This is a genomic window from Paenibacillus glucanolyticus (genome assembly GCF_037333485.1).
Lineage (GTDB): Bacteria > Bacillota > Bacilli > Paenibacillales > Paenibacillaceae > Paenibacillus_AQ > Paenibacillus_AQ glucanolyticus.
Genome location: NZ_CP147845.1, coordinates 4,006,513 through 4,031,905, shown reverse-complemented (window position 1 = coordinate 4,031,905; position 25,393 = coordinate 4,006,513). Strand labels below are relative to the sequence as shown.

The window sequence follows — 25,393 nt, the reverse complement described above, 5'->3', positions numbered from 1 at the left end:
GTACGCTCCTTCTTGCTATGAAAGTCGAATGTAGGTCTCCAGGAACATCTGCAGTTCGGATGCTCCATCCGGTCGCAGGCTGAATCTTTCGTTATTTTCGGATTTCAGATGGGAGCGCAGCAAACCTGCCGCCCTCAATATCATTAAATGATGCATCAGATCTTCATAAGGCTGCCCCAGTTCAGTTGCCATTTCGGATACGGCCTTCGGCTCGTCCGCAATATATCGCAGGAGACGGAGACGTTCCGGATCCGCAAGCGCCTCTGTCATGCGCAGGAGCACAACGGGGGGTTCATCTTCCTCTTCCTCCGGGATATCGATCGGATATTGGAGCAGGAGTACATTTTCATAGAAGCAATAGGTATTGATCGGGCGAAAATGAGTTCCGGGGAACAAGACCACATGTTCCTGCCGCACATCGTCCAGGATAACGCCGCTTGAGGCGTATTCGATCAGGTTCTCGTCGTCCATTTTGGGAAGAAGCATCCGTTTTTCCTCGGCATCTTCCTCCAGCAAATGATACAAATCCCGTTCCACATTGGAAAAATAATGCTCATACCAGAGTTTCATGAGTGGTGTGTAGTCTGCTCGGATTCTAGAGATTTCATCCAGTGACAGGGACGGCAAATGCGGCTGCAGCAGACCATGGAGTTCTCCCACAGGGGATGATTCAATCCATTCAAGAAAATCCGGAATCTCCTCATGTTCTCCCCTAAGCATGATCAGGGCATATAATACGTCATAATCGGCCAGCGGCCATAAACGGGCTCCACTGAACTGGACGCGCACCTGCTGAGGCAAACGTTCGTCCATCTCGGTAATAAGCTGCTTTCCGATATCCAGGTTATCGGTCCATTTTCTTGTTGCATATATCATGAAGCTGCCCAGCAGCTCGTACACCATGGATACATCAATACTAACTTTGTACTTCATTACACAGATACCCTCCCAATTGATGGCATTGTTCTTATTATGGCTTGTATCGATTGGGCTTGTCCACTATAATGTTCATCTGACTGTTTAAATTCATCGTTTTTTCACATTAGAGGAGGACTATATTGCAGTGGCAGAAGTTGTAAACCCCCGTCAAGGGAGAACTCATTATTTTATATTAATTGCCGTCGTGGTTGCGGCGGGCTTAAGCCAGGGACTGTTACTGCCGGTACTGGCTATATTTTTGGAACGGATGGGCATCTCCTCATCCATGAACGGATTGAATGCAGCCGCACTATACGTTGGATCCTTTGCGATGACGCTGGTGGCCGAGAGGGTTCTCGGGTGGGTCGGCTTCAAAAAGCTGATTGTGTCCGGGCTCGTTCTGGTCATGCTGTCGCTTGTCGCATTTCTATTAATACCGAGTGTGGCCGTCTGGTTTGTGCTCCGGGTGCTTGTCGGCATTGGCGACAGTGCCCTTCATTATGCGGCACAGCTCTGGGTGCTCATGATGTCAACGGCCAAAAACCGGGGGCGGAGCATATCCTTCTACGGCATGTCGTACGGACTGGGATTTAGTATTGGGCCGCTGGGCATTCCTCTATTAAAATATGGCGAAGCGGTACCGTTTCTGATCCTGGCGGTACTGTTCTTGTTCATTCTGTTGGTTGTGCTCTTTAAGCTCCCGAATCTGAAGCCGGAAAAAAGCGAAAACGGGGAACAGCAGCCTGGAGGCCGGTATCTCAAAAGCTACCGCTTGGCCTGGTTTGCATTAATCCCTGCTTTTCTGTACGGGTACATGGAAGCGGGGATTAACAGCAACTTCCCTGTATATGGATTAAGAAGCGGATTCACTTTAGGCGAGATCTCGGCTCTGCTGCCTTTTGTCGGGATCGGCGGACTCCTGCTGCAGCTTCCGCTCGGAATATGGAGCGACAAATTCGGACGGAAACGGGTGCTGACCATCGCCGGGATCGTGGGCGGGTGCTGTTTCTTGCTCATACCGGTGGCAGGAACGAATTTCTGGGCAATATTAGTATTGTTAACTCTGGCGGGAGGATTGGTCGGATCGTTCTTCTCGCTTGGGCTGGCTTATGCTGCCGATATACTTCCCCGAGTGCTGCTGCCGGCAGCAAACGTTGTGGCTTCCTTTCACTTTAATGCGGGCAGCATAGCAGGCCCTAATGCCGGCGGGGCGATTATGGAAACCGGATGGAACGGAGGCATATTTGTTCTGCTCGGAGGCTTGTATATTTTGTTTGCGTGTACGGGTTTATGGTTTAAAGTCAAATCTGTATCTCCACAGAAATAGAAACGTGTGTTCTCATGGCAATTGCTTTCGCTTTCTTCTAAACTAGAGAGTAGGAATATGCACTTGACGGGAGAGACGATAACATGATTAAAGTGGATCGCCTGAAGAAAACGATGGGCCCTGAACGCACACCGGTGTTAAAGGATATTACTTTTCAGATGGAACACGGGGAAATGATCGGTCTGATCGGTGCAAGCGGAAGCGGAAAAAGTCTGATGATGAGCTGCCTCTCCATGCAGCAAAAATGGGATGGCGGCAAGTTAACCATCGATGGCGAAGATATGATGAATCCTGCTGGAAAACGGAGGATTCGCCGGGAATGGGCTTATCTTGAGCAGAACCCGGCCTTAAATGTAAATCGTACCGCACTTAAGAACGTATTGATCGGGCAATCCAGCCAAACGCCGATGTGGCGAATGGTTACGGGGATGGTTCGATCTGATGATTATATGGGGGCCATGGATACAATCGAGCATCTTGGTTTATTGGACAAGGCTAAGCGCAAGGCAGGCGAGCTCAGCGGCGGCGAGAAGCAGCGAATTGCCATTGCACGGGCACTGGTCCACGGGGCCAAGGTTATATTGGCCGACGAACCGGTGACGGGGCTCGATCCGGCCTCGGCCGAACACGTGTTGAAGACCCTTAAAACATTGTGTGAAGAAGAACGTTTAACGGTATTTACCGTTATCCCCCTGGAGCTTGCCGAGAAATATTGCACCCGCATCATGGGTCTTGCGGGCGGGCAGCTTGCAGTGGATGTAACCGGGAGACGTTTAACGCATGGTGAGAAGTCAAGACTGTAATTATCGTTTGCCCTTATATCTGGGTGAATGTATAGAAATGAGTTGATACTTATTGAAATATAGAGTGATGCAAGCCCTCTTATCGGGCTTGTTACTATTGATCATAAGCGGCTGCACGTTCATTCAGGACCCAGTCTCCTTAATGAAGAAACCGGATTTGCCGACGGATAAAGCGACACTGAATGGTGCCATCCAGTCTGCACTTCAGAAGCTTAAGCTGGACAACGGAGCCATTATCCGGCCGCGAAGTGACGTGGACAGCAGTTCGATCCGAATCCATGACCTGGACAATGATGGCATTCTGGAAGCGGTTGTCTTCTATCAGACGCCGGATGAAGAAGTTAAGATCCATGGCATGATCATGCAGCAGCAGGGTGATACATGGGTGAAGAAGCTAGATTTTGACGGGGAAGGGACGGTTCTGGAATCGTTTGATTTCGTTGATTTCACGAATGACGGCAAGGTTGATATCGTAGCTGGTTTCTCCCGCGGCGAAGAGAATCTCCAAAACTTGCTGACCGTGTATTCATTCTCCGGGGATTCGCTGGAAAAAGTGCCTGCCTTGCCGTACACGCACTTTAATATTGGTGATATGAATGGTGACAAGGTCAAGGATATCACGGTTGTCTATCTCCAGCAGAAGGAGTTATCGTATATCAGCACCTATCAGTATGATAAGTTTGAAGATGCCTTTGTAGAGCTTAACAAGCTGGATCTTGGGCCAAATATTGAAAGTTATTACAATGTTGTCGCAGGTAAAGTGGCCAAAAACAAAGAAGGTATCATCCTGGACGCTTCCGTTGTATCCAACTCCTCGTATTCCAAAATCATCATTATGGAAGATAGCAAGTTTATTGACGTGCTTCAGGACGAACTGCTTACCTACAAGGAACTGCCTGTAGAGAGCGAAGACGTGAATGATGACGGGATTTTGGAGTTTGGTGTTCTTACGAGACCAAGCGGCTGGGAGGATCGGCTTATCGTGGATGAGATCCCGTTCTTTACCACCTACTTCCAGTGGGACGGGGAAATTCGCGAGAGCGGCGAACGGGAAGGCCTGCAATTTGTACTTCAAAGATACTATGACATGGATAATCGCTTTTATCTGGACTTTCCGCCGGACATGTATCAGAAGATTACCATCACACCGGAATCCAACAAAAATGCTTATTTGAATTTTGTCTTGACGGACACGGGCGAATCGGTCGCTGAGATTAAATTCTTCACGATGGCCCAGTGGGGCAAAGCAGAATCTGATTGGGAGATTTTGGTGAAAGAGAAGAACCGCGTGATCGCTTACCGGAGTCACGGAGATTTGAAGCTGAGTAAAAAAGATAAAAAGCCAAGCAGCAATAATGTGGCTCCTATCGAAAGAAAGGGGAACTAGACCTTGAGTAAAGTGCTTATATTAGAAGATGAAGAATCAATCCGCAGTTTTATTGTAATCAATCTCAAACGAAACGGCTTTGACGTTCTGGAGACAGGAGACGGCAATGAAGCCCTTCGTATGCTGCAAACGACGCCAGATATCGATATCGCCTTGCTCGATGTGATGGTTCCGGGAATTGACGGTTTTGAAGTGTGCCGTAGAATTCGGGAAACGAACGAGCGAATCGGCATTATTTTCCTGACAGCGAAAGTCCAGGAGCAGGATAAGGTATATGCTCTTTCAGTCGGAGCCGATGATCATGTCAGCAAACCGTTTAGTCCGACAGAGTTAATTGCGCGACTGCAATCTCTCCTCCGACGGGTGAATGTTCAGCGTGCGGGAACCGCTAAGGTATCCTTTCAATCAGGTCCATTCACGCTGGATCTGATCTCCAAGCAGTTTAAGAAGAACGGGCAGCCAGTGGAGCTGACGCCGACCGAATTCTCGCTGGTGCAGTTCTTCCTGGAGAAAGAAAACACGCCGCTTAGCCGTGATGTACTGCTGGATCATGTATGGGGCAAAGAATATATGGGTGATCCCAAAATCGTGGACGTGAACATTCGGAGACTGCGCCAAAAAATCGAAGGCAATCCTTCCGAGCCGGAATACCTCCAGACGGTATGGGGTCATGGTTATAAATGGAAGGGTCAGGGACAATGATCATCAAAAAAGGCATTCGGCGGCAAATCGTGCTTCACTACTTTCTCGTAGTGTTCATTGCGTTGCTGCTGATTGAGGTTATCTTTCTTATCGCTGTACGAACGTATTATTACGATACGGTATACAACCATATGACAAACCATATTCACACCGCCAACGAATTTTATCAGCCCTTTCGATTGACCTCGGCGGATAATGTTAATCAGTTGAGCGAGATGCTCCGTCATTTTGAATTGTATAATACGGAGCTTCAAATATTGAATCCTGCGGGGCAAGTCCTCACCACCTCGACCGGTTTCGATTTGGAGCAGACGATCAAAACCAGTGATGTCACTCAAGCGCTTGCCGGCAATACGAGCCGCTGGATCGGCAAGCAGCAGGGTACCGGTCAGATCGTCATGGCCGTATCCCAAACGGTTTCGAACGGTTTTGAGAACACCTATGTGCTTCGTTACGTGACATCGCTTGAGTACATTAACGATAAACTGATGAAAATGACGCTGTTTGCGATCAGCATCGGAGCCGCCGTGCTTGCCATTGTCCTGGCATTCAGCATTGGGCTGGCTAACTCCATTGTGAAGCCGCTCAACAATATCACAACGGTATCCGCCCAGATGGCCAAGGGCAAGTTTAACGTGCGGATCAAGGGCGATTATAAATATGAGCTTGGCGAGTTATCCTCCACCTTGAACTATATGGCTCAGGAGATTGTGCGAAGCAATCAGGTAAAGGATGATTTTATCTCATCGATATCGCATGAGCTGCGCACACCGCTCACCAGCATCAAGGGCTGGAGCGAAACGCTTGACTCCGGCGGTTACGATCCTGAAGAAACAAAAATCGGAATGCAGATTATCACCAAGGAAACCGATCGGTTGATTGGCCTCGTAGAGGAGTTGCTCGACTTCTCGAAGCTGCAGCAAAATGAAATGAAACTTGTGAAGGGGATCGTGAACTTACGCGAGCTTCTGCAGGAGATCATGCTCAATCTGTGGACCAAAGCCGAGAAGAAGGGCATCCAGATCAAATTGGTGTCCGACGAAAAACCGATCATCTACGGGGATGCCAACCGCTTAAAACAGGTGTTTCTCAATATCGTGGACAATGCGGTCAAGTTCTCGCATGAGAACGGTGCGATCAATTTATCCTTCACCATAGAGGAAAAATTCGTGATTGTCACCGTCAAGGATCATGGTATTGGCATATCGGATGAGCATCTTAGACGGGTCAAAGACCGATTCTTCCAGGTAAACCCATTGAATGGCGGAACAGGACTTGGACTCGCTATTACCCAGCAGCTCATAGAGCTTCATGGGGGAGCGATGGAGATGGAGAGTGAGCTTGGACAAGGAACCTCCGTGATCGTCAAACTTCCGCTGCCGGAAGGGAAAATTCCCATGGCTGGTGGTTTGGAGAACGGCGAGGACGATCTGGCCGGACCGAGCGCTTAAGCTTTGCCGGGTGACCGGCAAAGCTTTTTTAGAAGGGAGCGTGCAGGAGAGTGGGATATAAGGCGTTAGCAACGTTTTCAACCGGGCGGGGTCGCTTTGAGCTGGGACTCGCAGAGGAAGAAAATGCAGGGGAGATGCTGCTTCTGCTCAAGGAGGCAGCCGAAGTGATGGAGCAGGAAGGACGGAGGCAGTGGAGCCCGTCGCTATTTTCCCTGGAATTGATGCAGCAGTACTTGGCAGAGCGAGAGGTGTTTATTCTGTGGCATGAAGGGGAAGCCGCTGGCATGTTCACCCTTCAGTACGGAGATGCTGCGTATTGGGGTGATCGGGACGATCCGGGTTTCGGGTATCTGCATCGGCTAACCGTACGCTCCTCCTACCGGGGACTTGAGCTCGGAGCGAAGATGATCTCGTTTGCGGAGGCGTATTTGTTATCAAAGGGCAGACGGGGCTTTCGGCTGGATTGCGTTTCGCATCTGCCTACACTGAATCAATTTTATCAGCGTCAGGGATTTCAATTCGTGGCCGAGCAGGATATGGGCGGTCGGTTCGTGAATTTATATGAGAAGACTTTTGGTTAATCTCAACCAACTAACTATATAAAATCTGTAAGTCGCACGCGCTTAAGAAAAAGTCAGCAGGGCAACATACATGAGAAAAAGCGATCCGTCTTACGGGATCGCTTTTTTTATAAAGGAGGAAGGGGGAGATTATCACTGCTGACCCCATTTCCATGGAATGAGGGAAGGCTAGGATGAAGAAACGTTGGCACGCATACGACCTTTTTCATACACATCCTGAAGTAGACGGGACGGCTGGGTACGTACGGTTGGTTTCGGTAGCACCGTCTCATACGGTCCCACCACAACCACGTTGCCGGGAGCGCCTTTTACAACGGCTCCATCCTTGATGATGGCTCCTTCGCCGATGATGGCATGCTCAACATGGACTCCTTTGCCAATCTTGGCATTGGGCATCACCACGCTGTCCTTCACGATGGAATATTTACCGATCTCTGCACCGCAGAATACAACAGAGCTCTTGGCTTTTCCTTCAAAGGTGCATTGGTCGTGAATGAGGCAATCCGTATGCTCCGCATTACGGGTACGAGCTGCAGTAAGTTTGGTTTTCCAAGCACGAGTGTACATCGGCCAATCGGCTCTCTCAAGCACAAGCTCATTTTGGCTGAGCACATCCATATGTGCCTCCCATAAGCTCTCTACGGTGCCTACGTCACGCCAGTAGCCTTGGAAACGGAACGCCAGCAATGGCTCCTCTCCGGACAGCATTTTAGGGATCACATCCTTCCCGAAGTCATGGCTAGAGTTCGAGTCGGCTGCGTCCTCCATTAGATGCTGCTTCAGGTAATCCCATCGGAACAAATAAATGCCCATGGATGCAAGATTGCTTTCCGGTTTTGCCGGTTTTTCAGCAAATTCAATGATATTCAGGTTATCGTCAACACTCATAACACCAAAACGGCTGGCGTCTTCCCAAGGAACTTCCATAACAGAAATTGTCGCAGGTGCACCTTGTTTCATATGAGCATCGAGCATTTCCCGATAATCCATCTGATAAATGTGGTCACCAGACAGTATGAGCACATGCTCCGGATTTTGTTCATCGATGTAAGGAATGTTTTTATAAATGGCATCTGCTGTTCCTAAGTAGCCTTCTTGATCTATGTTGTTTGACGGAAGCAGCGCAATACCTTCGTGTTCTGTATGTGTTAGTCCCCAGGGTTCACCTTCGCCGATATGTTCGTGTAATGATTCTGCCTCGTATTGTGTAAGTACTCCAACGGTATCGATTCCAGAGTTCACACAATTGCTGAGAGGAAAATCGATTATACGGTAGTGTCCGCCGAATGGAACAGCGGGTTTTGCCAGCTTGGACGTAAGGGGGGCTAATCTTTTACCCTCTCCTCCGGCCAGAAGCATAGCAATACAGTCTTTTCTCTTCATCACGTTTCCCTCCCAATGTATTTTCACGTTGTACATTACATAAACGACATTCCCGGGGTTTGAAACGATTATATTGAAAAAGTATTTTGAAAATTACAAATTTATTGATGGGTTACATTTTTTATTTTCAACATGGTAAGAATGGGGTAATAACATTAATAATAATGGATTTTTAAGAAAAAGCAGGTGACGACAATTGAATCAAGCAGTTAGGGAAGGAAACATGACTCCGGAACAAGTGTATTTATTTCATGAAGGAACTTGGTTTCACAGTTATCAATGTATGGGCGCACACGTTGCCGTAGAAGATGGGCAAGAGGGCGTGCGTTTTACGGTATGGGCTCCCCACGCAAGGCAGGTTGGTCTTGCGGGAGCGTGGAACGGCTGGGATGGCACCCATGACACGTTATATAGGATACCCGATTCAGGAATTTGGAGTCGGTTTTTCCCCGGTATGCAGACTGGAACTTTTTACAAATACCAGATTACTGGATCATTCGGTGAAACGTTCCTAAAGGCGGATCCCTATGCGTTTCATGCGGAGCTACGGCCTGCTACTGCATCGGTAGTTACGGATCTGTCTGGATATCAGTGGAACGATGCCCTGTGGAAAAAGAAGAATACATCACCTTACAGCAAGCCGATGAACATATATGAAATGCATTTTGGAACCTGGCGGCAAAAAGAGGACGGCTCCTTCTTTACATACCGTGAAATGGCGGATCTGCTTATTCCTTATTTGCTGGATATGCGTTATACCCACGTGGAATTTATGCCGCTGGCCGAACATCCCTACGACCTCTCATGGGGGTATCAGGGAACCGGGTTTTATGCTCTGACTAGCAGATACGGCAGTCCCCATGATTTCATGTACCTGGTAGACCAGCTGCATCAAGCCGGTATCGGCGTGCTGCTGGACTGGGTGCCCGCGCATTTTGCCAAGGATGCCCACGGACTTCGCCAGTTTGACGGGTCACCGCTATATGAATACGGCGATGCGCAAAAAGCGGAGAAACCGGGCTGGGGAACGCTGTCTTTCGATTATGCCAAGCCTGAGGTGATTTCATTCCTCATCTCCAATGCTTTATTTTGGATGGATATGTATCATATTGATGGACTTCGTGTTGATGCGGTTACAAGCATGATCCGCCTTGATTTTGAGAAGTCCGAGGGTCAGTTCAGCCCTAATGAACGGGGGGGCTTGGAAAATCTTGAAGCGATATCCTTTCTGCAGAAATTGAATAAAGCGGTGTTTAGCTATTATCCCCATGCCTTGATGATGGCAGAGGAATCCAGCGCATGGCCAGGGGTAACCGCCCCTGTGCACGAAGGCGGACTGGGGTTCAATTACAAATGGAATATGGGCTGGATGAATGACACACTGTCCTACGTGGAGCAGGAGTATGTGTTGCGGCCTACCCAACATAATTTACTAACATTTCCCATTTGTTATGCCTATTCGGAAAATTTTACATTGCCTCTTTCTCACGACGAGGTTGTCCATGGCAAAAAATCGCTGCTCAATAAAATGCCTGGCAGTTATGAACAGAAGTTTGCCGGATTACGCATTTTACTTGGTTATCAGATGACGCAGCCTGGCAAGAAATTGCTGTTCATGGGCGGGGAATTCGGTCAGTTCATCGAATGGAAGGATGAGGAGCAGCTCGATTGGCTGCTGCTGGATTATGAAAGCCACCGCCAACAGCAGGCTTTTACGGCAGCGCTAAACGCTATGTATGTGGACGAAAGGGCGCTGTGGGAACAGGATCACGTCATGGATGGCTTCCAGTGGCTTTGTGCCAATGATAACAACCAGAGTGTTATAGCGTACATGAGGAAAGGGACCAAGCACGGAGATACGCTGATCATCGTCATTAACTTTCAGCCCCGAGCATATGACAAATATCGGATCGGTTTGCCAAGAGCCGGGCAGTACGTGGAAATACTGAATTCAGATCATACCGATTACGGAGGCGCCGGACTGCTGAACGACGGCGATATGAAAGCGGAGAAGCAAGCCTGGCACGAGCAAAACCATAGCTTGGAGATCAAGCTGCCTCCATTAAGCATGGTCGTTTTAAAGAAAAAACCGCCGCGTTCGAGGAAAACGAAAGATTCGGAGCAAGAACAGCTGAAGGCGGCAGCAGCAAAAGAGAAGACTGTTCGCAAAACCAAACGGAGCCAAAGGGGGAAGCAGGATTGAAATTGTTATTTGCGGCATCAGAATGTGGACCATACATCAAGACAGGCGGATTGGCGGACGTCATCGCTGCATTACCCAAATCACTTCGTGGCATGGGCGAGGATATTCGGGTTGTGCTGCCGAAATATCGCGGCATCCCTGCGGAGTATCGGGAACGCATGCTGTTTGTTGGAGAAACTCGGGTCCGGGTAGGCTGGCGTGAGCAATATTGCGGTATCGAGTCCTTGGTTGAGGACGGTGTAACGATTTATTTTGTTGATAACGAGTATTATTTTGGCCGTGACGGTATTTATGGTTATATGGATGATGGCGAGCGTTTCTCCTTCTTTAACCGTGCGGTGCTCGAGATACTGCCGATCATCGATTTCCAGCCGGACGTGCTTCATTGCCACGATTGGCATACCGCGATGGTTCCACTGCTCCTTGAGGATGTCTATCGTCATAATCCTTTCTACGCAGGGATTCGAACGGTATTCACGATCCATAATCTCCTGTATCAGGGCGTTTACCCGTATGAGGTATTGGTTGATCTGCTGGGAATCCACAGCCGTTATTTCAAGGCGGATGGCGTAGAGTATTACGGCAACGTGAATTTCATGAAAGCTGGCATTGTCTACGCAGATCATGTCACGACGGTGAGTCCGACTTATGCTTCCGAGATTCAAACCGGTTATTATGGATATGGACTCGACGGGCTCTTGTCAGCACAAGGTTCAAGGCTGAGCGGCATTGTAAACGGGATTGATACCAAGAGCTACAATCCGGCTACCGATCCGCATCTGGCCGTGAAGTACCGGAGTGGACTGAACAAGAAAACACAGAACAAAATAGCACTGCAGGAAGAATTGAATCTGCCGGTGGCACCACACATCCCGTTAATGTCGATGGTAACCCGTCTGGTTGATTCCAAGGGACTCGATCTCGTAATCCGCATTCTGGATGAGCTGCTGTATTACGATGAGATTCAATTTGTTGTCCTGGGAACGGGAGATCCTTCCTATGAGCATTGGTTCCGGGAAGCGGCGAATCGATATTCGAACAAAATGTCAGCCCAAATCAGGTTCAATGAACCATTATCCCGGCGATTCTACGCAGGCAGCGACCTGTTTCTGATGCCATCGAAATTTGAACCATGCGGGATCAGCCAACTGATTGCCATGCGTTACGGCAGCGTGCCGATCGTGCGTGAAACGGGTGGCTTGAATGATACTGTGCATGCCTATAACGAATACACCGGTGAAGGAAACGGGTTCTCTTTCAAGGATTACAATGCGCATGACATGATGAACACGATTCGCAGGGCGACATCGATATACCGCATGCCGGAACACTGGCGCAAAGTGAGCAAGAACGCATTAAGCGGGGATTACAGCTGGAGCGTATCGGCGAAGGAGTATCAAGAGATATACCATCAAATTTCCAGCCGATAGGACAAGGCATTGATAAAGGGGTACCTGGATAGCTTGAGATTTCCGCTATCCAGGTACCCCTTTGTGACAACTGGGTATACGTTTTGTGAGGTGGCACTTTCTACAGCTCAGCGAGGTTGATCGCCATTTACAACAACAGATTATGGTTTGAGGCGACGGCACAGTATACGGTACCCGTAAGGCTCCAAGTCAACATGCATGATTCCGTTTACCGGCTTTACGGATTCTTCGGTTTGCGCATCAAACCAATCGGTAGTGACGATGGGGTGGGACAAGGTACGATAGGAGTCACTGTTGTTCATCCAGACGATAAAATGCAATTGATCATCTGCACGTTCGTATACGATGCATGGGTCATGAAGATTGGCTTGGAGGAAGCGAAAACGACCCTGCCTGAGAGCCTTGTGCTTTTTTCGTAGTGCAATCATGCTGCGATAAAATTCATACAGCTCAAGGTTTTGTTTTTCGGGATTCCATTCCATGCATTTGCGGCAATCGGGATCTCCATCTCCGGTTAATCCGACTTCATCGCCATAAAAAATACAGGGAGTTCCCATGAAAGTGAACAGGAATACAACGGTGAGTTTCATGCGCCGGGTATCTCCTCCCACGCGCGTGAGCAGCCTAGGAGTATCATGGCTGCACAGCAGATTGAAGACCACTTCATTGGTCTGCTGGGGGTAACGCATCAGAATGGATCCGATACGGTTAGCAAAAGTGAGCCCATCCATATTGCCATTGAAGAATTCGAGCACTTTATCAGCAAAAGGATAATTCATCACCGAATCGAACTGGTCACCGGCCAGCCAGATTAAGGAGTCTGACCATACCTCTCCCACGATATAAGCTTCAGGATTGGCCTTCTTGACGACTTGTCTGAAGTCTCTCCAGAAATGATGGTCAATTTCGTTGGCGACATCAAGGCGCCAACCGTCCAGCTTGATCTCCTTGATCCAGTATTCGGCTACGCCCAGCAAGTATTCCTTAACCTCTGGATGGGCGGTATTGAATTTAGGCATATTTCCATAGAAGCCGAAGGTATCATAGGTCGGGATGCCATCTTTTACCTCGCAGGGAAATTGATTGACATGAAACCATTCGGCATATGGAGAGTCCTTGCCATGCTTCAGCACATCCTGAAAAGGCGGGAACTCTTCACTGCAATGATTGAATACCGCATCAAGAATGACTCGAATTCCTTTGCTGTGGCAAGTATCCACAACCTTCTTCAGCAGTTCATTATCGCCGAATTGCGGATCCACCTGTTTATAATCGACCGTGTCGTATTTATGATTGGAGGGGGAGAGGAAGAGGGGGGTAAAATAAATCGCATTAATGCCCAGCTCAACCAGATCATCCAGATGATCCAGCACACCTTGCAGGTCGCCGCCGAAGAAATTATCCACTTCCGGCTTGCCGCCCCATACTTCTGTTCCGACAGGGTTGATGGCCGGGTTCCCGTTGGCAAAGCGCTCTGTCATAATTTGATAAAACACAGCTTCTTTAGCCCATTCCGGGACTTTGAACACATCAACCTCATGTATGTACGGAAATTCGAAGTAACCCGCAGGCGGGTAAGGGTAATCCCATCCGATCCCGCTATCCACCATATAAACCGTCTCATCTCCGGCATGGATCCGGAATCCGTAAGATAATCTTTTGTATTTTGGCCTGACTCCGCACTCCCAGTAATCAAACATCTCATCAGAGGCAGCCTTTTCCATGGTGATCTCGAAGTACGTACGGTCCCAGTCATATTTGTCGCCGGTCATAGCAACAACGGAATCAATGTCATTCTTCTTGGTTCGAATCCTGAGATGAATGGTATAGGTATCATATGCATAAGCCCATTTATCTCTTGGAACATGATACAGTGCTTCTAACAGCATGGTTACACCTCCTATATGAGTATAGCTATAGCTAATTAATAACCAGCCGCAAGCTTGCATGAATCATGGAAGCAGAGACAGACAGAGAGTTGACGGCAGGAGATGATAATCGGGCATAGAATCTATACGTATTATAAGATGGGATGTGAACGGTTGGATTATGCAATATTCATTTGAGTGCCAGTTGCATAACGAGTGAATCCGAAGACCTATTTCTATATATAGGTGCAGCGAAATAAAATATGGATCAGAGGGTATGCACATGGATGTTCTCTGGGTAGTTATGGAAGTTCATCACATTTCATGAGTGGACCTTTCATATAATTAAAGTTATTCACACATACAACGAATACGAGGATACATAAGCGGCTCTTGTGAATGATTAATTAACCGTTGTAATAAAATAGGGCAAGCATGCAATGAAGAAAAATAGGGTCAGCGTAAGCTTGTATGAAAATCCATGAATTTTCATTGCATATTCATGCACCATGTTTTATAATGACTCAGTTGCATTTATTTATTTGATGTATTTATCCGTAACAGTTAGGGGAGAAACGAAACATATGAAACGTAAATTTACAGCGTGGATGACTCTGTTCATGGTGGTCGTACTGTCTTTTGGCAGTATCGTCCATGCAGAGGGTGAGAAGAAAACGGTGATTCTCGGTACGAGTGCCGATTATGCACCTTATGAGTTCCATAAAACGATAGACGGTGTGGATACCATCGTCGGATTTGATATCGACATTGCGAAGGAAATCGCCAAGGATCTGGGCGCTGAGTTAATCATCAAGGATACTTCCTTTGATGCACTCCTGCCTGAACTGACAAGCGGTCGTGTGGATTTTGTTATTTCGGGCATGAATCCGACGGAAGAACGCAGAAAAAGCATCGATTTCTCGGAGCCTTATTATGCCGCGGAGCAGTCCGTGGTGGTGCGCAAGGAAGATGCGCTGAAGTTTAACACACTTGAAAGCCTCGAGGGAGCCCGGATCGGGGTTCAGAAGAGCTCCATTCAGGAATCCATCGCCAAAACCATTCCTAAAGCGAATGTGGTCTCACTGGATAAAATACCGGATTTGCTGCTTCAATTGGAATCTGAACGGGTGGATGTTGTCCTCGCTGAATATCCGATTGCCAAGACGAATATGGATGAAGCGACTATGGCCATCACGGATGCCAAGCCAACGGCTGAGAACGACTCTTATGCCATCGGGGTCCGCAAAGGGAATGAAGAGCTGCTCAGCAGCATCAACGCTACACTGGAGCGCTTGAAGGAGAACAACCAGATTCAGAAGTTTGTCGACGAGGCCAGTGATTTGGCGGCAGGACGTACGACCGAGAATCTGAATACATTCGAATTTTTCTGGAAATATCGCGATTATTATGCGAAGGGAATCCAGTTTACATTACTGATTTCTGCCTTAGGGGTATTTTTCGGATTCATTCTCGGTTTGATTATTGCCCTCATGCGTATGTCGGGAGTGAAAATCCTGAAGTTCCTGGCGACCGCTTATATTGAGATAATCCGCGGTACGCCGATGCTGGTTCAATTGTTTATCATTCATTACAGCTTGGCTGCATTCGATATTAAGTTCTCTCCGATTCAGTCCGGTATTCTCACGCTGTCTATCAATAGCGCCGCGTATTTGGCTGAAATATTCCGTGCCGGCATTCAAGGCGTGGACCGCGGTCAATTGGAGGCTGCACGCTCGCTCGGGATGACGAGGGGCAAAGCGATGCGTCACATTATTTTGCCTCAGGCACTTAAGGGTGTCCTGCCTGCGATCGGTAATGAATTTGTTGTTATTATTAAGGAATCTTCCATCGTATCGTTCATCGGGGTATACGATATTATGTACCAAGCTCAGATTTTGCGCGGTTCAACCTTTGCCCCGCTGAATCCGCTGCTTGTGGCCGCCATGATCTACTTTATATTGACATTCGTTCTTTCGAAGCTTCTGGGTGTCTGGGAAAGGAAGTTGAGTGCAAGTGATAACCGTTAAGGAACTTCATAAATCGTTTGGCAAGCTGGAGATATTGAAGGGCATCGACATCGAAATTGCAAAGGGAGAAGTCGTGGTTGTCATCGGACCCAGCGGCTCCGGCAAAAGTACGTTCTTGCGCTGTCTTAATCTGCTTGAGGTGCCGACTAGCGGAGAAATTTCGTTCGAGGGCGAACTCATCACTGCCAAGAATCACAATATTAACGCTACCCGTGAGAAAATGGGGATGGTATTCCAGCAGTTTAATCTGTTTCCCCACAAAAAAGTGATCGATAACATCACATTGGCTCCTGTTCAAGTAAGAGGAGTCTCTGCCAAGGAGGCGGAAGCTACTGCAGACGAGCTGCTAAAGTCTGTTGGTCTGCAGGATAAGAAAGACGCTTATCCTTCACAGCTGTCCGGCGGACAGAAGCAGAGAATCGCGATTGCGCGAGCGCTTGCGATGCAGCCGCATGTGATGCTGTTTGACGAGCCTACCTCGGCTCTCGATCCCGAGATGGTCGGTGAGGTGCTGGAGGTCATGAAGAAACTCGCACTGGGTGGCATGACAATGATCATCGTTACGCATGAGATGGGCTTTGCACGCGAAGTGGGGGACCGAATCCTGTTCATGGATGGCGGAAAAATTGTTGAGGAAGGCACGCCGGACCAGCTGTTCGGCAGCCCGACACATCCGCGTACAAAAGAGTTTTTAAGCAAGGTTTTGTAACTTTTATATCTGAATCGTAACAGACGAAAACAGCGTCAAACCTGATTTTTTCAGGCGTTGACGCTGTTTTTGTTTGTTTATTGGTAACAATTTCTTGCAGTATAGGTTACAAATTTGTGATATATTCATGTTCGTTGACATACTTCATCCGCATGAACAAGCTACATAAAGGGAGGCATCTTAGATGTTACAACAAATGAAATCATGGAAAATCAATCGAGGACTCAACAATAACAAGATCGCTGGAAAAACAGCAAAATGGTTCACTATTACAGCCGTTGCACTTGGCCTGACTTTTGCCGGAGGCGGAATGCAGGCACATGCCAGCTCCGTGCACGTTGCGAAGAGCGGTGATACCTTCTACTTCTTGTCCAAACAGTACGGCGTGAATATGGACAAGCTGATGAATGCCAATCCAAAAATTGAAGCGAAGAATATATATCCGGGTCTCAAAATCACCATCCCCGGTTCGGTATCGATGAACTCGACGGCTTCTGCTGCTCCCATCGCTCCCGGAACAACCGGTTTTACACCCAGCTTGAACGTTTCGCCTGAGAGCAAAGTAGTTGAAGCATGGGGTAAAACGTTTAATTACAGCAAGACGTTGTCCGTGAAAGCTACAGCGTATTCTGCTGCTGCAAGCGAGAATGGCAAATGGGGTGCGGTCGATTATTTCGGGAATTCCCTCGAGCTGGGAACCATCGCGGTTGACCCTAAGGTCATCCCGCTGGGAACCAAAGTACTTGTAACAGGACACGAACATCCCGGCCTTCCGAAGAAAGCATTTGTAGCAGAAGCCCGTGATATCGGCGGTGCCATTAAAGGAAACAAAATCGACATTTTCATCCCTGGCTCACAATCCTCCGTTAAGCAATTCGGAATTCAAGACATCAAATTGTTCATCATCGAATAATGGTATTTGACTTTATAGCATATTCAAGACGGCTTTCCTGGAATTATCCCGGGCAGCCGTCTTTTTGCTTCTACGTAATCTTTATTTGGACTCAGATACACTCAACATCTCGGGTAAGGTGACGAAGCTGTATCCTAGATTTCGCAGCTCTGTAATGATATCCGGCAGTGCCTCAACGGTACCGTTCAGATCTGACCCCACGCCTCCGCCGGCATGCTGAAGCACAATGGCACCGGGCCCGACTGCTGACAGAACGTTTTTCTTGACTTCTTCCTTGTTAAGCCCCTTCCAGTCGAGGGAATCGACATTCCAGTTCACGACTTTATATCCGTTCTTGCGCGCCCATTGAAGCTGTTCCTCATTAATATCACCATAAGGTGGACGGATGAGCCGGGGATTTACTCCGGTTAACGATTTCAAAATGGTATTGGTCCGTTCAATTTGGCTCTTGAATTTATCCAGGCTCAGTTTGTTCAACTGGGCATGATTGTAGGAGTGATTACCGATGGAATGGCCTTCATCATGGATTCGTTTTACAAGGTCGGGGTGCTTCTTGGCTCGATCCCCCACGGCAAAGAAGGTGGCTTTCACATCATATTCCTTCAGCACATCGAGTACCTTCCCGGTAAATCGCGGATCCGGCACATCATCGAAGGTCAAAGCGATCTGTTTGATCCGGGGGCCGCTGGAGCGAAAGGTATCCGGGTACTTTCTGAGCAATTGACTCAGCGTCAGGGGTTCTCCGGCATTCTTGTTCTTCGTTCGCTTGGAGTGATCCACAGCTTGACCCGACTCCGACATGACGGAAGTCTCTTGGTGGTGAAGCGAAGGATTATGTAAATCGGACCCATTTGCCGGGTTTATCGGCAGGATTAAAAAGATTAACATCATCCACAGCAGGAAGCTTCCTGCTCGGTTTCGTTTGAACATCACGATCGGCCCCTTTAGCTTTTTTGTATGGTATACCCATCTGAACAGACAATTATCCTCAATATGGGAAACCGCTGTTTTTTAGTTTTCCCTGCGAAAAGGTGTATAATAACCCGTAACGGATTTAATTACATCATGATCATTTGGATATGGAAGGAGATAATCGCTTGGCAGACTTGTTTACACCCTACAATTTTAAGAACCTGACTCTCAAGAACCGAATCGTTATGCCACCGATGTGTCAATATTCCGTGAAAGCAGAGGACGGGATTCCGAATGATTGGCATTTTGTCCATTATGTCAGCCGTGCCGTAGGCGGTACCGGTTTAATTATCGTGGAAATGACAGGAGTTCATCCTGACGGCCGCATTACCAATCAGGACACGGGGATATGGAGTGATGATCAGATTCCAGCATATCGCAAGATTGTGGAGACGGTGCACTCCTATGGAACCAAGATCGGAATTCAACTGGGCCATGCCGGAAGAAAAGCACAGGATGCTGAGCCATCCGTGGCACCATCCGCCATTCCGTTCAGTTCTCATTATAAAATGCCGAGGGCATTGTCCGGCGCCGAAGTGGAGGAGCTCATTCAAGCCTTTAGAGAAGGAGCTCGGCGTGCTGTCGAGGCAGGTTTCGATACCGTTGAAATCCATGGCGCCCACGGTTACTTGATTCATCAGTTCCATTCGCCGCTCACCAATCAGCGCAGTGATGAGTATGGCCAGGATCTTCCTCTGTTTGGGGAGCGGGTTGTCGAAGCCGTCAAGGAGGTTCTTCCTGAAGGCATGCCCATTATCATGCGGGTGTCAGCCAAAGAGTATGTGGACGGCGGTTACGACGTTCAGCACTGTGCCGAAATCTGCAAGCGTTATCGGGATGCCGGTGTTGACATCTTCCATATCTCTTCGGGGGGCGAAGGGCCTGTCGGCTCGAATGGCGGTCCGGAAGCGAAGCCTGGATATCAAGTGGATTTGGCTGCTGAATTTAAGCAGCTGCTGAAAGTGCCTGTAATTGCCGTAGGATTGCTTGACGAATACAATGCTGCGCAGGAAGTAATTTTGTCGGGCAAGGCGGATCTGGTGGCGATCGGCAGAGGCATGCTTCGGGATCCATATTGGGCTGTTCATGCAGCCAAGGCGCTTGATGGGGGACAGAAGGTGCCAAAACCATATGAACGCGGATACTAAAAAATATTTTGAAACGTTTTGGATCATGCAACGTAAGTATTAATCATATACCAGTCATTTTAAAGTGAAAGCGAGAGGAAGAGAACGATGTCCATATTTAAGAGATTACGCGATTTGACCATGTCCAATATTAACGCCATTATCGACAAGGCGGAAGATCCGATTAAGATGACCGATCAGTACATTCGGGATATGACGGAAGATCTTGAGGATGCCGAGAAAGCGGTAGCTTCGCAAATTGCCATCGAGAAACGCTTTAAAGCACTTTATGAAGAACAGGCTGCACTCGTGGAAAAACGCACGCAGCAGGCTCATACGGCAGCACAAGCTCAAAACGTTGAGCTTGCCCGTCGTGCGCTGGAAGAGAAGAAGGCTGCTGAAGCCAAACGTGACGAGTACAAAGCAAGTTATGATCAGAACAAATTGGCAGCAGACAATCTGCGTGCCAAGCTGGAAGAGATGCGTAAGCAGCTTACCGCGATGAAGAACAAACGTGAGACGCTGGTAGCCCGTTATAACGCTGCCAAAGCTCAAACCGAGATTAACAAAGCGATGAACGGATTTGGCTCGGACACAGCTTCCGCCGGATTGAAACGGATGGAAGAGAAGATGCTGGCCATGGAAGCCCGTGCGGAAGCAAGCAATGAAATGTCGACCCGTGAGAAATCTCTGGACGAAGAGTTTGAGAACCTCGGCAAAGACAAAGTCGTTGAGGATGAGCTTGCAGCTTTGATGAAACAATACGAGAACAAGTAATGGGATCCTGTAAGACATGTAAATAGTGTAGGGGGCGAGGGAGAAACAGCAGGGCTGAATACAGCCGTGCTTCTCCTTCGCTTTTGTTTGACAGGATATATAAGGAAACAACCTCTAAAGACGGCTTGACTCACTGAAGGGTCGATTAGAGTTTTTTGTATGTTGAATGTGGAGGATTAGAGATGGATTTCGATATGATCTTGCGTGTTTTACTCTGGACAGCTGTCGGCGGGCTGCTGCTGTTTGTTTTGATGTTTGTGGATTCTCTGTTCACCAAGTATAACGATCTTGAAGAAGTGAAAGCGGGCAACATGGCAGTAACCACAAGACTGATTCTGAAACTGATTGCACAAGGGTATATTTTATCCGTGTCGATCGGAACGTCATATCATCTGTTGGAAGCCGTTGTGGTATCCATAATTTCGTTTATCATTCTGTTTGTACTCGAAGCATTGACAGAGCTTATGCTGCGGAATTTCGGCAAGCTGAACCTGGACAAAGGCACACGCGAGGGCAAGACAGGTTACGGACTGTTTGCAGGCTCGCTGCATGTGGTTGGTGCGTTAATTATTACCGCTTGCTTGTAGAACGCATAAAGAAGATAGGGGACAGGAAAGATGAGTATGTGGAAAAGAATCGGCAATTTATTTGCGAAGCCAGAACCACCCAAAGCAGAGAAAAGCATGCTGCAGTTGGCGCCGGGCGATATATGCGAAGTGTCCTTGGTTACCTATGAGGTTACGGGGCGTGTGCATAATCGCGGACGCAATGCGGTAGTCTTGACACTTCAGGATGGCAGCACCATAGCTTATCTTCATATTGAAGAACGTGAGACGGTTCAGTATGCATTATATTCGCCTATCGATGGACGACTGGACTCGCCGGACGAGGTGCCATCAATCCTCGATCTGGACGATCATGTGTTTCATCTGGAGGAAGAATATGGCGGACATGTTTCGATAACTGGCCGTACCGCATTTACGCAGAGCGGTGAGCAGCATGTGTGGCAATATCAATCGGATGATTACAAGCTGCTGCGAATCGAATGGCAGAATGGGCGGTTTATGTTGTATGAAGGCGAGAAAGTGATACCGGGGGACGTTCGAGTTATCCGGGCGACTTAGGAGTGGTGGCATGAAGGAACGCTCTTTTTTATCCATAAAAATGATATTGGTGCTGAGTCTGTTTGTATCCTTATTAGCCGGATGCGGAGCACCGAATATTAAAGATACCTATCCGCTGGAATCCGTCAACCGGGACGGGAACGCAACGTCTTACGTATACCGGGCAGCCGATAAAAGCGTACCCGAGGTAGCCGGTGAGCTGATGGCCGCCAATACGCCGGACCAATCGTCTCCGGAGGATACCGAGCGGATGTTTCTGATATACGGTGATGAGTATTACCATTTGCAGCAGGATCCACAGAAGCTAACCGATACGTTGATTGAGATTGATTCCAAGGAATATGTTCAGCGCAATTATGACTCAAGTTTCCTGCAGGGTTATTTAACCGCTGTGCTGATCGGGAATTTATTCGATTCGATGGGTGGAGGCGGCGGTTACCGCGGGTATACAAGCAAAGATGTGTATAAACCGAAGCAGGGCAACTATAAGAAGCCGACAAGTCAGGATAAGAAAATAGCTCCTCCCCTGACGGTTGACCGAAGCGGAAAGATTACACGCCGGGGTCAGGATGCCGTCGGTACGGGAGGAAGCCTCTTTAAACGGAACCCGACTTCAAGCGGAGACCGCGGATCGATCAAGCGCGGCGAAAGCGGCGGGGGATTATTCGATTCGCCGAAGAAATCCTACACCAAACCGAAGACTCGAATAGGCTCAGGAGGAATATCCCGAAGAGGGCGAAGGTAATCCGCAAGTGACAAGCGTATGGTCTAAGAACCATGCGCTTTTTTTGTTGCATCAGACAGCATACACTGCATGCTCTCCTTCATATATTGGAATATAAGCCTATACACAAGAAAGCTGTGTCTTCGCATACGCATAGCCAAACAATGGATTGGCTTTCCACTGAAGGAGGAATACAACGTGCCGTTTGTTCTCCGCTACAGTAACAACGATACTGGAGCGATTACGTTTACCGGAAATACACTCGGGTTAAGCCGCTCCAATCAAACAGGAGTGCCGGGCACCCGGGATTTTATTGGCGCATTTGTAACGGTGGACACTTCCATGCAGTTCGGAAGCTACCCGCCCGGGACCACATCGGATTTTAATCTGGATAGCGCGAGTGCTATTCTGAGGCTTCCGCCCGATAGTAACGTGTTATATGCCGAACTGGTCTGGGCTGGGACTTACCGGGTATCGGGAGGGACTAATAATTATATAGCATTCATAGATAAGACCGTTTCTTTAATAACGCCGGAAGGTACGACATCCAGCATTTCGCCTGACCCTGTGACAGCACAAACCTCATACCGCAATGCAACTTACAATTACTTTCGTTCCGCCAATGTGACCTCATTGGTGCAAGCCGGGGGTGCTGGTACTTACACTGTCGGCGGTGTGGTGGGTAATATTGATCTGGGCAACAGCACAGCGAACAGCTGCGGGTGGACGCTTTGTGTTGTGTATGAGGATCCCTCGATGCCGTTTCGCAATCTGAGTCTAAACGTCGGCATTGTCGAGATTGCAGCCGGCATACCTGAACTGACAACGGTTTTATCCGGTTTTGCGACACCGACCTCTGGACCGATATCGGGTAGAATGGCTCTATGCGCCCAGGATGGAGATGCCAATAAAACAGGGGACCAGGTGTTGTTCGGACCTGCCGAAGACAGTTTGACCGTACTGGAAGGCCCTAACAATTATCCGAATAACTTCTTTGCGTCCCAAATTAACGATGATAGCGGCAATCTGGATACCACGGGGACGTTTGGGGATCGAAATCAAATAAACGGGCAGCCTGGCAGTCAAATCGTGGGCGGCAGACAATCTTGGGATATCACCAATGTAGATATTTCCGAGACGCTCACAAATAACCAGACCACGGCGGTCTTTCAGCTGCGCACGGGCGGCGATGGATACAGCGTCATTGCTGTCGGAATTTACATTGATATTAACTCACCGCGGATAACGGTGCAGAAGAGTGTTAACGCTACCTCCGCAACGGTCGGTCAATTATTGACTTATACCGTAGTGATTGAAAACACGGGTACCGTTCCGGCGGATGCTTCCCTGCTGTTTGATGGTTTGCCTAATAATACGGAGTTTGTGCCGGGGAGTGTCACGATTAATTCAGTGAGCGATGTGAATGCCAACCCGACAACAGGGATCTCGCTGGGTACAGTCCCTCCCGGAGGCTTGGTCACCGTAACCTATCAGGTCAGGGTAGTGTCTGTTCCACCGGATGGGTTTATCGTGAATGAAGCCGTTGTGAATTTTGACTATCAGAGCGTTACCGGGGGGCCTATATTTACAGGAGATATCCCTTCCAATGAAGTGGTGACACCTGTTCTAAACCCTGGACTCGTTTTGCAAAAAAGCGTATCGCCAACGGAAGCAATACCCGGACAGCTTGTGGAATATCGGCTGGAATTAACAAACACAGGGGAAGTTGAACTAACCAACATTCACATTACCGATGCGCTTCTCGGATTGGATGAGGTCCTATCCAGTTTGCCGGTTGGAGGGAGCACGGTCATTATCAGAGACTTCACAATTCCAGCCGGTAGTGCAGCGGGTACCGTGTTGGTCAATTCAGCGACAGCCGTTTCTGACCAAACCGATCCAATTCATGATGTAACATCGGTGGCCGTACGTCCGTCACCTGTGGTGCCACCTCCACCTGTGGAGCCGCCTCCGCTTGTGGTGCCACCTCCACCTGTGATAACGCCGGTATTCAACCTTGCGATTACCAAAATCGCAGATCGCGCGGAGACTCGAGCCGGTGATACCATCCATTACCGAATCACGGTAACGAATACCGGGGAGGCAGCCCTAACGTCGGTACGCATCACGGATGTTTTGCTGGGAATTGATCGTACCCTCGATCGGCTCAATCCGAACGAATCGGTTACCATTCAAGCTCGATATGGCGTGATGGCGGATACCGGCATTGGTACTGTCATTATCAACACGGCCCAGGCAGTATCTGCACAGACAGGACCTGTAAGTGCACAGGCTTCGGTCATCGTGACGAGTCAACCGCTGTTGAATGTAGAGAAGACGGTATTCCCGCTTGTTACGGAAACCGGCAATACCCTTACCTTTTCATTCATGATAACGAATATGACCGGAACTGTGCTTATAACCAACGTAGGTCCCACGATGTTGAATAACGTGACTCTGTTTGATGATCTGCCCGCAGGCTCGAGGTTTGAAGGAAATAGTGTGATCATTAACAACCAACTGGCAGCTGATGTCAATCCAGCTCAGGGAATTCGGATCGGATCATTGACACCGGGTGAAACGGTCAGAGTTTCATTTCAAGTCTTGCAGTACGCGGTCCCCGCTAATGAAAGGGCCGAGAATCAGGGACGTGTCACTTACGAGCCCGAAGGCTCAAATGTAACGGTTGAAGTAGATTCAAACATCGTATTTTACGAGGTCACGGAAGAAGAGGAGTAGCAGGAATTGAGGATGGCTTACGGAATCGCAGGACTGCGGTTCCTTTTTTGTTTTTGTAGACGGGAGGGAGCATGTGTCTCTGGTTATTGTCAACTCAGACATTGCTATTAGAGCTGGTTTGAAGTTGGAACAGAATGTAGTACAGTTAGAATAAGGGTTAGCATTTAGTCAGAAAGAGAGGACATCATTTTGGATCATACCTATGCTGATTTAACTAAGAAACACGAT

Annotated in this window: 21 protein-coding genes; 17 read left to right on the top strand and 4 right to left on the bottom strand. The window is 48.4% G+C overall.

What is annotated here, in order from left to right; translation table 11 throughout:
* Positions 1-15: 15 nt before the first annotated feature.
* Positions 16-933 carry an ArsR/SmtB family transcription factor gene (locus tag WDY75_RS18865; RefSeq protein ID WP_063479267.1) on the bottom strand — a complete coding sequence of 306 codons (918 nt, stop codon included), beginning with the start codon at positions 931-933 and terminating at the stop codon, positions 16-18.
* 130 nt (positions 934-1,063) lie between these two features.
* Here WDY75_RS18865 and WDY75_RS18860 point away from each other — a divergent pair, with 130 nt between their 5' ends.
* The 6 genes from WDY75_RS18860 to WDY75_RS18835 all read left to right on the top strand — a co-directional run bounded on the left by WDY75_RS18860 (position 1,064) and on the right by WDY75_RS18835 (position 7,169).
* Positions 1,064-2,245, top strand: a complete 1,182-nt coding sequence (locus WDY75_RS18860) for an MFS transporter (RefSeq protein WP_063479268.1) — start codon at positions 1,064-1,066, stop codon at positions 2,243-2,245.
* 83 nt (positions 2,246-2,328) lie between these two features.
* Entirely contained in the window at positions 2,329-3,048 is a 720-nt protein-coding gene (locus WDY75_RS18855; protein WP_036638066.1) for a phosphonate ABC transporter ATP-binding protein, read from the top strand.
* Positions 3,049-3,190: 142 nt separating this feature from the next.
* Entirely contained in the window at positions 3,191-4,435 is a 1,245-nt protein-coding gene (locus tag WDY75_RS18850) for a VCBS repeat-containing protein (protein WP_006209716.1), read from the top strand.
* A 3-nt stretch (positions 4,436-4,438) separates the two neighbouring features.
* The gene (locus WDY75_RS18845) at positions 4,439-5,137 is read left to right on the top strand and encodes a response regulator transcription factor (protein ID WP_036638069.1); all 699 of its coding nucleotides are present in this window, start codon (positions 4,439-4,441) and stop codon (positions 5,135-5,137) included.
* Entirely contained in the window at positions 5,134-6,588 is a 1,455-nt protein-coding gene (locus tag WDY75_RS18840; RefSeq protein ID WP_006209718.1) for a sensor histidine kinase, read from the top strand. The genes WDY75_RS18845 and WDY75_RS18840 overlap by 4 nt, the downstream gene beginning before the upstream one ends.
* A 50-nt stretch (positions 6,589-6,638) precedes the next feature.
* Positions 6,639-7,169, top strand: coding sequence for a GNAT family N-acetyltransferase (locus tag WDY75_RS18835; RefSeq protein ID WP_006209719.1), 531 nt, complete (start codon positions 6,639-6,641; stop codon positions 7,167-7,169).
* Between the two features lie 168 nt (positions 7,170-7,337).
* Here the strand turns inward: WDY75_RS18835 and WDY75_RS18830 are convergent, their stop codons facing one another.
* Complete coding sequence (locus tag WDY75_RS18830) at positions 7,338-8,552, bottom strand: glucose-1-phosphate adenylyltransferase (RefSeq protein ID WP_063479269.1); 1,215 nt, start codon at positions 8,550-8,552, stop codon at positions 7,338-7,340.
* A 223-nt stretch (positions 8,553-8,775) separates the two neighbouring features.
* On the opposite strand from WDY75_RS18830, the gene glgB reads away from it, so the two are divergent.
* Both glgB and glgA read left to right on the top strand, forming a co-directional pair.
* A complete protein-coding gene (gene glgB, locus WDY75_RS18825) occupies positions 8,776-10,755 on the top strand; it encodes a 1,4-alpha-glucan branching protein GlgB (protein WP_063479270.1) in 1,980 nt (659 codons plus the stop codon).
* Positions 10,752-12,185, top strand: a complete 1,434-nt coding sequence (gene glgA / locus WDY75_RS18820) for a glycogen synthase GlgA (protein ID WP_063479271.1) — start codon at positions 10,752-10,754, stop codon at positions 12,183-12,185. The genes glgB and glgA overlap by 4 nt, the downstream gene beginning before the upstream one ends.
* A 140-nt stretch (positions 12,186-12,325) precedes the next feature.
* Here glgA and WDY75_RS18815 read toward each other — a convergent pair whose 3' ends face one another.
* A complete protein-coding gene (locus tag WDY75_RS18815; protein WP_036638078.1) occupies positions 12,326-14,074 on the bottom strand; it encodes an alpha-glycosidase in 1,749 nt (582 codons plus the stop codon).
* Positions 14,075-14,637: 563 nt separating this feature from the next.
* Here WDY75_RS18815 and WDY75_RS18810 point away from each other — a divergent pair.
* From WDY75_RS18810 to WDY75_RS18800, 3 genes are all read left to right on the top strand, one after another.
* Positions 14,638-16,080: an ABC transporter substrate-binding protein/permease gene (locus WDY75_RS18810; protein ID WP_006209724.1), complete on the top strand. Its 1,443-nt coding sequence runs from the start codon at positions 14,638-14,640 to the stop codon at positions 16,078-16,080.
* Positions 16,067-16,789: an amino acid ABC transporter ATP-binding protein gene (locus tag WDY75_RS18805; protein WP_063479272.1), complete on the top strand. Its 723-nt coding sequence runs from the start codon at positions 16,067-16,069 to the stop codon at positions 16,787-16,789. Before WDY75_RS18810 ends, WDY75_RS18805 begins: the two co-directional genes overlap by 14 nt.
* 184 nt (positions 16,790-16,973) lie before the next feature.
* Entirely contained in the window at positions 16,974-17,702 is a 729-nt protein-coding gene (locus tag WDY75_RS18800; RefSeq protein WP_006209728.1) for a 3D domain-containing protein, read from the top strand.
* An 81-nt stretch (positions 17,703-17,783) separates the two neighbouring features.
* Here WDY75_RS18800 and WDY75_RS18795 read toward each other — a convergent pair whose 3' ends face one another.
* Positions 17,784-18,632, bottom strand: a complete 849-nt coding sequence (locus WDY75_RS18795; protein WP_063479273.1) for a polysaccharide deacetylase family protein — start codon at positions 18,630-18,632, stop codon at positions 17,784-17,786.
* Between the two features lie 167 nt (positions 18,633-18,799).
* Between WDY75_RS18795 and WDY75_RS18790 the strand changes: the two genes are divergently transcribed.
* From WDY75_RS18790 to WDY75_RS18765, 6 genes are all read left to right on the top strand, one after another.
* Complete coding sequence (locus tag WDY75_RS18790; RefSeq protein WP_063479274.1) at positions 18,800-19,822, top strand: NADH:flavin oxidoreductase/NADH oxidase; 1,023 nt, start codon at positions 18,800-18,802, stop codon at positions 19,820-19,822.
* Positions 19,823-19,909: 87 nt separating this feature from the next.
* Entirely contained in the window at positions 19,910-20,578 is a 669-nt protein-coding gene (locus WDY75_RS18785; RefSeq protein ID WP_006209731.1) for a PspA/IM30 family protein, read from the top strand.
* A gap of 182 nt (positions 20,579-20,760) precedes the next feature.
* Positions 20,761-21,165, top strand: coding sequence for a DUF350 domain-containing protein (locus WDY75_RS18780; RefSeq protein ID WP_006209733.1), 405 nt, complete (start codon positions 20,761-20,763; stop codon positions 21,163-21,165).
* A 30-nt stretch (positions 21,166-21,195) separates the two neighbouring features.
* Positions 21,196-21,702 (top strand): DUF4178 domain-containing protein, encoded by a 507-nt coding sequence (locus WDY75_RS18775; protein ID WP_006209734.1) that lies wholly within the window; start codon positions 21,196-21,198, stop codon positions 21,700-21,702.
* Between the two features lie 10 nt (positions 21,703-21,712).
* Complete coding sequence (locus WDY75_RS18770; RefSeq protein WP_063479275.1) at positions 21,713-22,447, top strand: DUF4247 domain-containing protein; 735 nt, start codon at positions 21,713-21,715, stop codon at positions 22,445-22,447.
* A 177-nt stretch (positions 22,448-22,624) separates the two neighbouring features.
* Positions 22,625-25,165: a DUF11 domain-containing protein gene (locus tag WDY75_RS18765; RefSeq protein WP_063479276.1), complete on the top strand. Its 2,541-nt coding sequence runs from the start codon at positions 22,625-22,627 to the stop codon at positions 25,163-25,165.
* Positions 25,166-25,393: the final 228 nt, after the last annotated feature.

Coding starts and splice junctions, on each gene's coding strand:
- WDY75_RS18840 (WP_006209718.1), top strand. CDS start 5,134: ATGATCATCAAAAAAGGCATTCGGCGGCAAATCGTGCTTCACTACTTT.
- WDY75_RS18850 (WP_006209716.1), top strand. CDS start 3,191: ATGAAGAAACCGGATTTGCCGACGGATAAAGCGACACTGAATGGTGCC.
- WDY75_RS18815 (WP_036638078.1), bottom strand. CDS start 14,074: ATGCTGTTAGAAGCACTGTATCATGTTCCAAGAGATAAATGGGCTTAT.
- WDY75_RS18865 (WP_063479267.1), bottom strand. CDS start 933: ATGAAGTACAAAGTTAGTATTGATGTATCCATGGTGTACGAGCTGCTG.
- WDY75_RS18830 (WP_063479269.1), bottom strand. CDS start 8,552: ATGAAGAGAAAAGACTGTATTGCTATGCTTCTGGCCGGAGGAGAGGGT.
- WDY75_RS18770 (WP_063479275.1), top strand. CDS start 21,713: ATGAAGGAACGCTCTTTTTTATCCATAAAAATGATATTGGTGCTGAGT.
- WDY75_RS18775 (WP_006209734.1), top strand. CDS start 21,196: ATGAGTATGTGGAAAAGAATCGGCAATTTATTTGCGAAGCCAGAACCA.
- WDY75_RS18795 (WP_063479273.1), bottom strand. CDS start 18,632: ATGTTCAAACGAAACCGAGCAGGAAGCTTCCTGCTGTGGATGATGTTA.
- WDY75_RS18785 (WP_006209731.1), top strand. CDS start 19,910: ATGTCCATATTTAAGAGATTACGCGATTTGACCATGTCCAATATTAAC.
- WDY75_RS18810 (WP_006209724.1), top strand. CDS start 14,638: ATGAAACGTAAATTTACAGCGTGGATGACTCTGTTCATGGTGGTCGTA.
- WDY75_RS18800 (WP_006209728.1), top strand. CDS start 16,974: ATGTTACAACAAATGAAATCATGGAAAATCAATCGAGGACTCAACAAT.
- WDY75_RS18780 (WP_006209733.1), top strand. CDS start 20,761: ATGGATTTCGATATGATCTTGCGTGTTTTACTCTGGACAGCTGTCGGC.
- glgB (WP_063479270.1), top strand. CDS start 8,776: ATGACTCCGGAACAAGTGTATTTATTTCATGAAGGAACTTGGTTTCAC.
- WDY75_RS18855 (WP_036638066.1), top strand. CDS start 2,329: ATGATTAAAGTGGATCGCCTGAAGAAAACGATGGGCCCTGAACGCACA.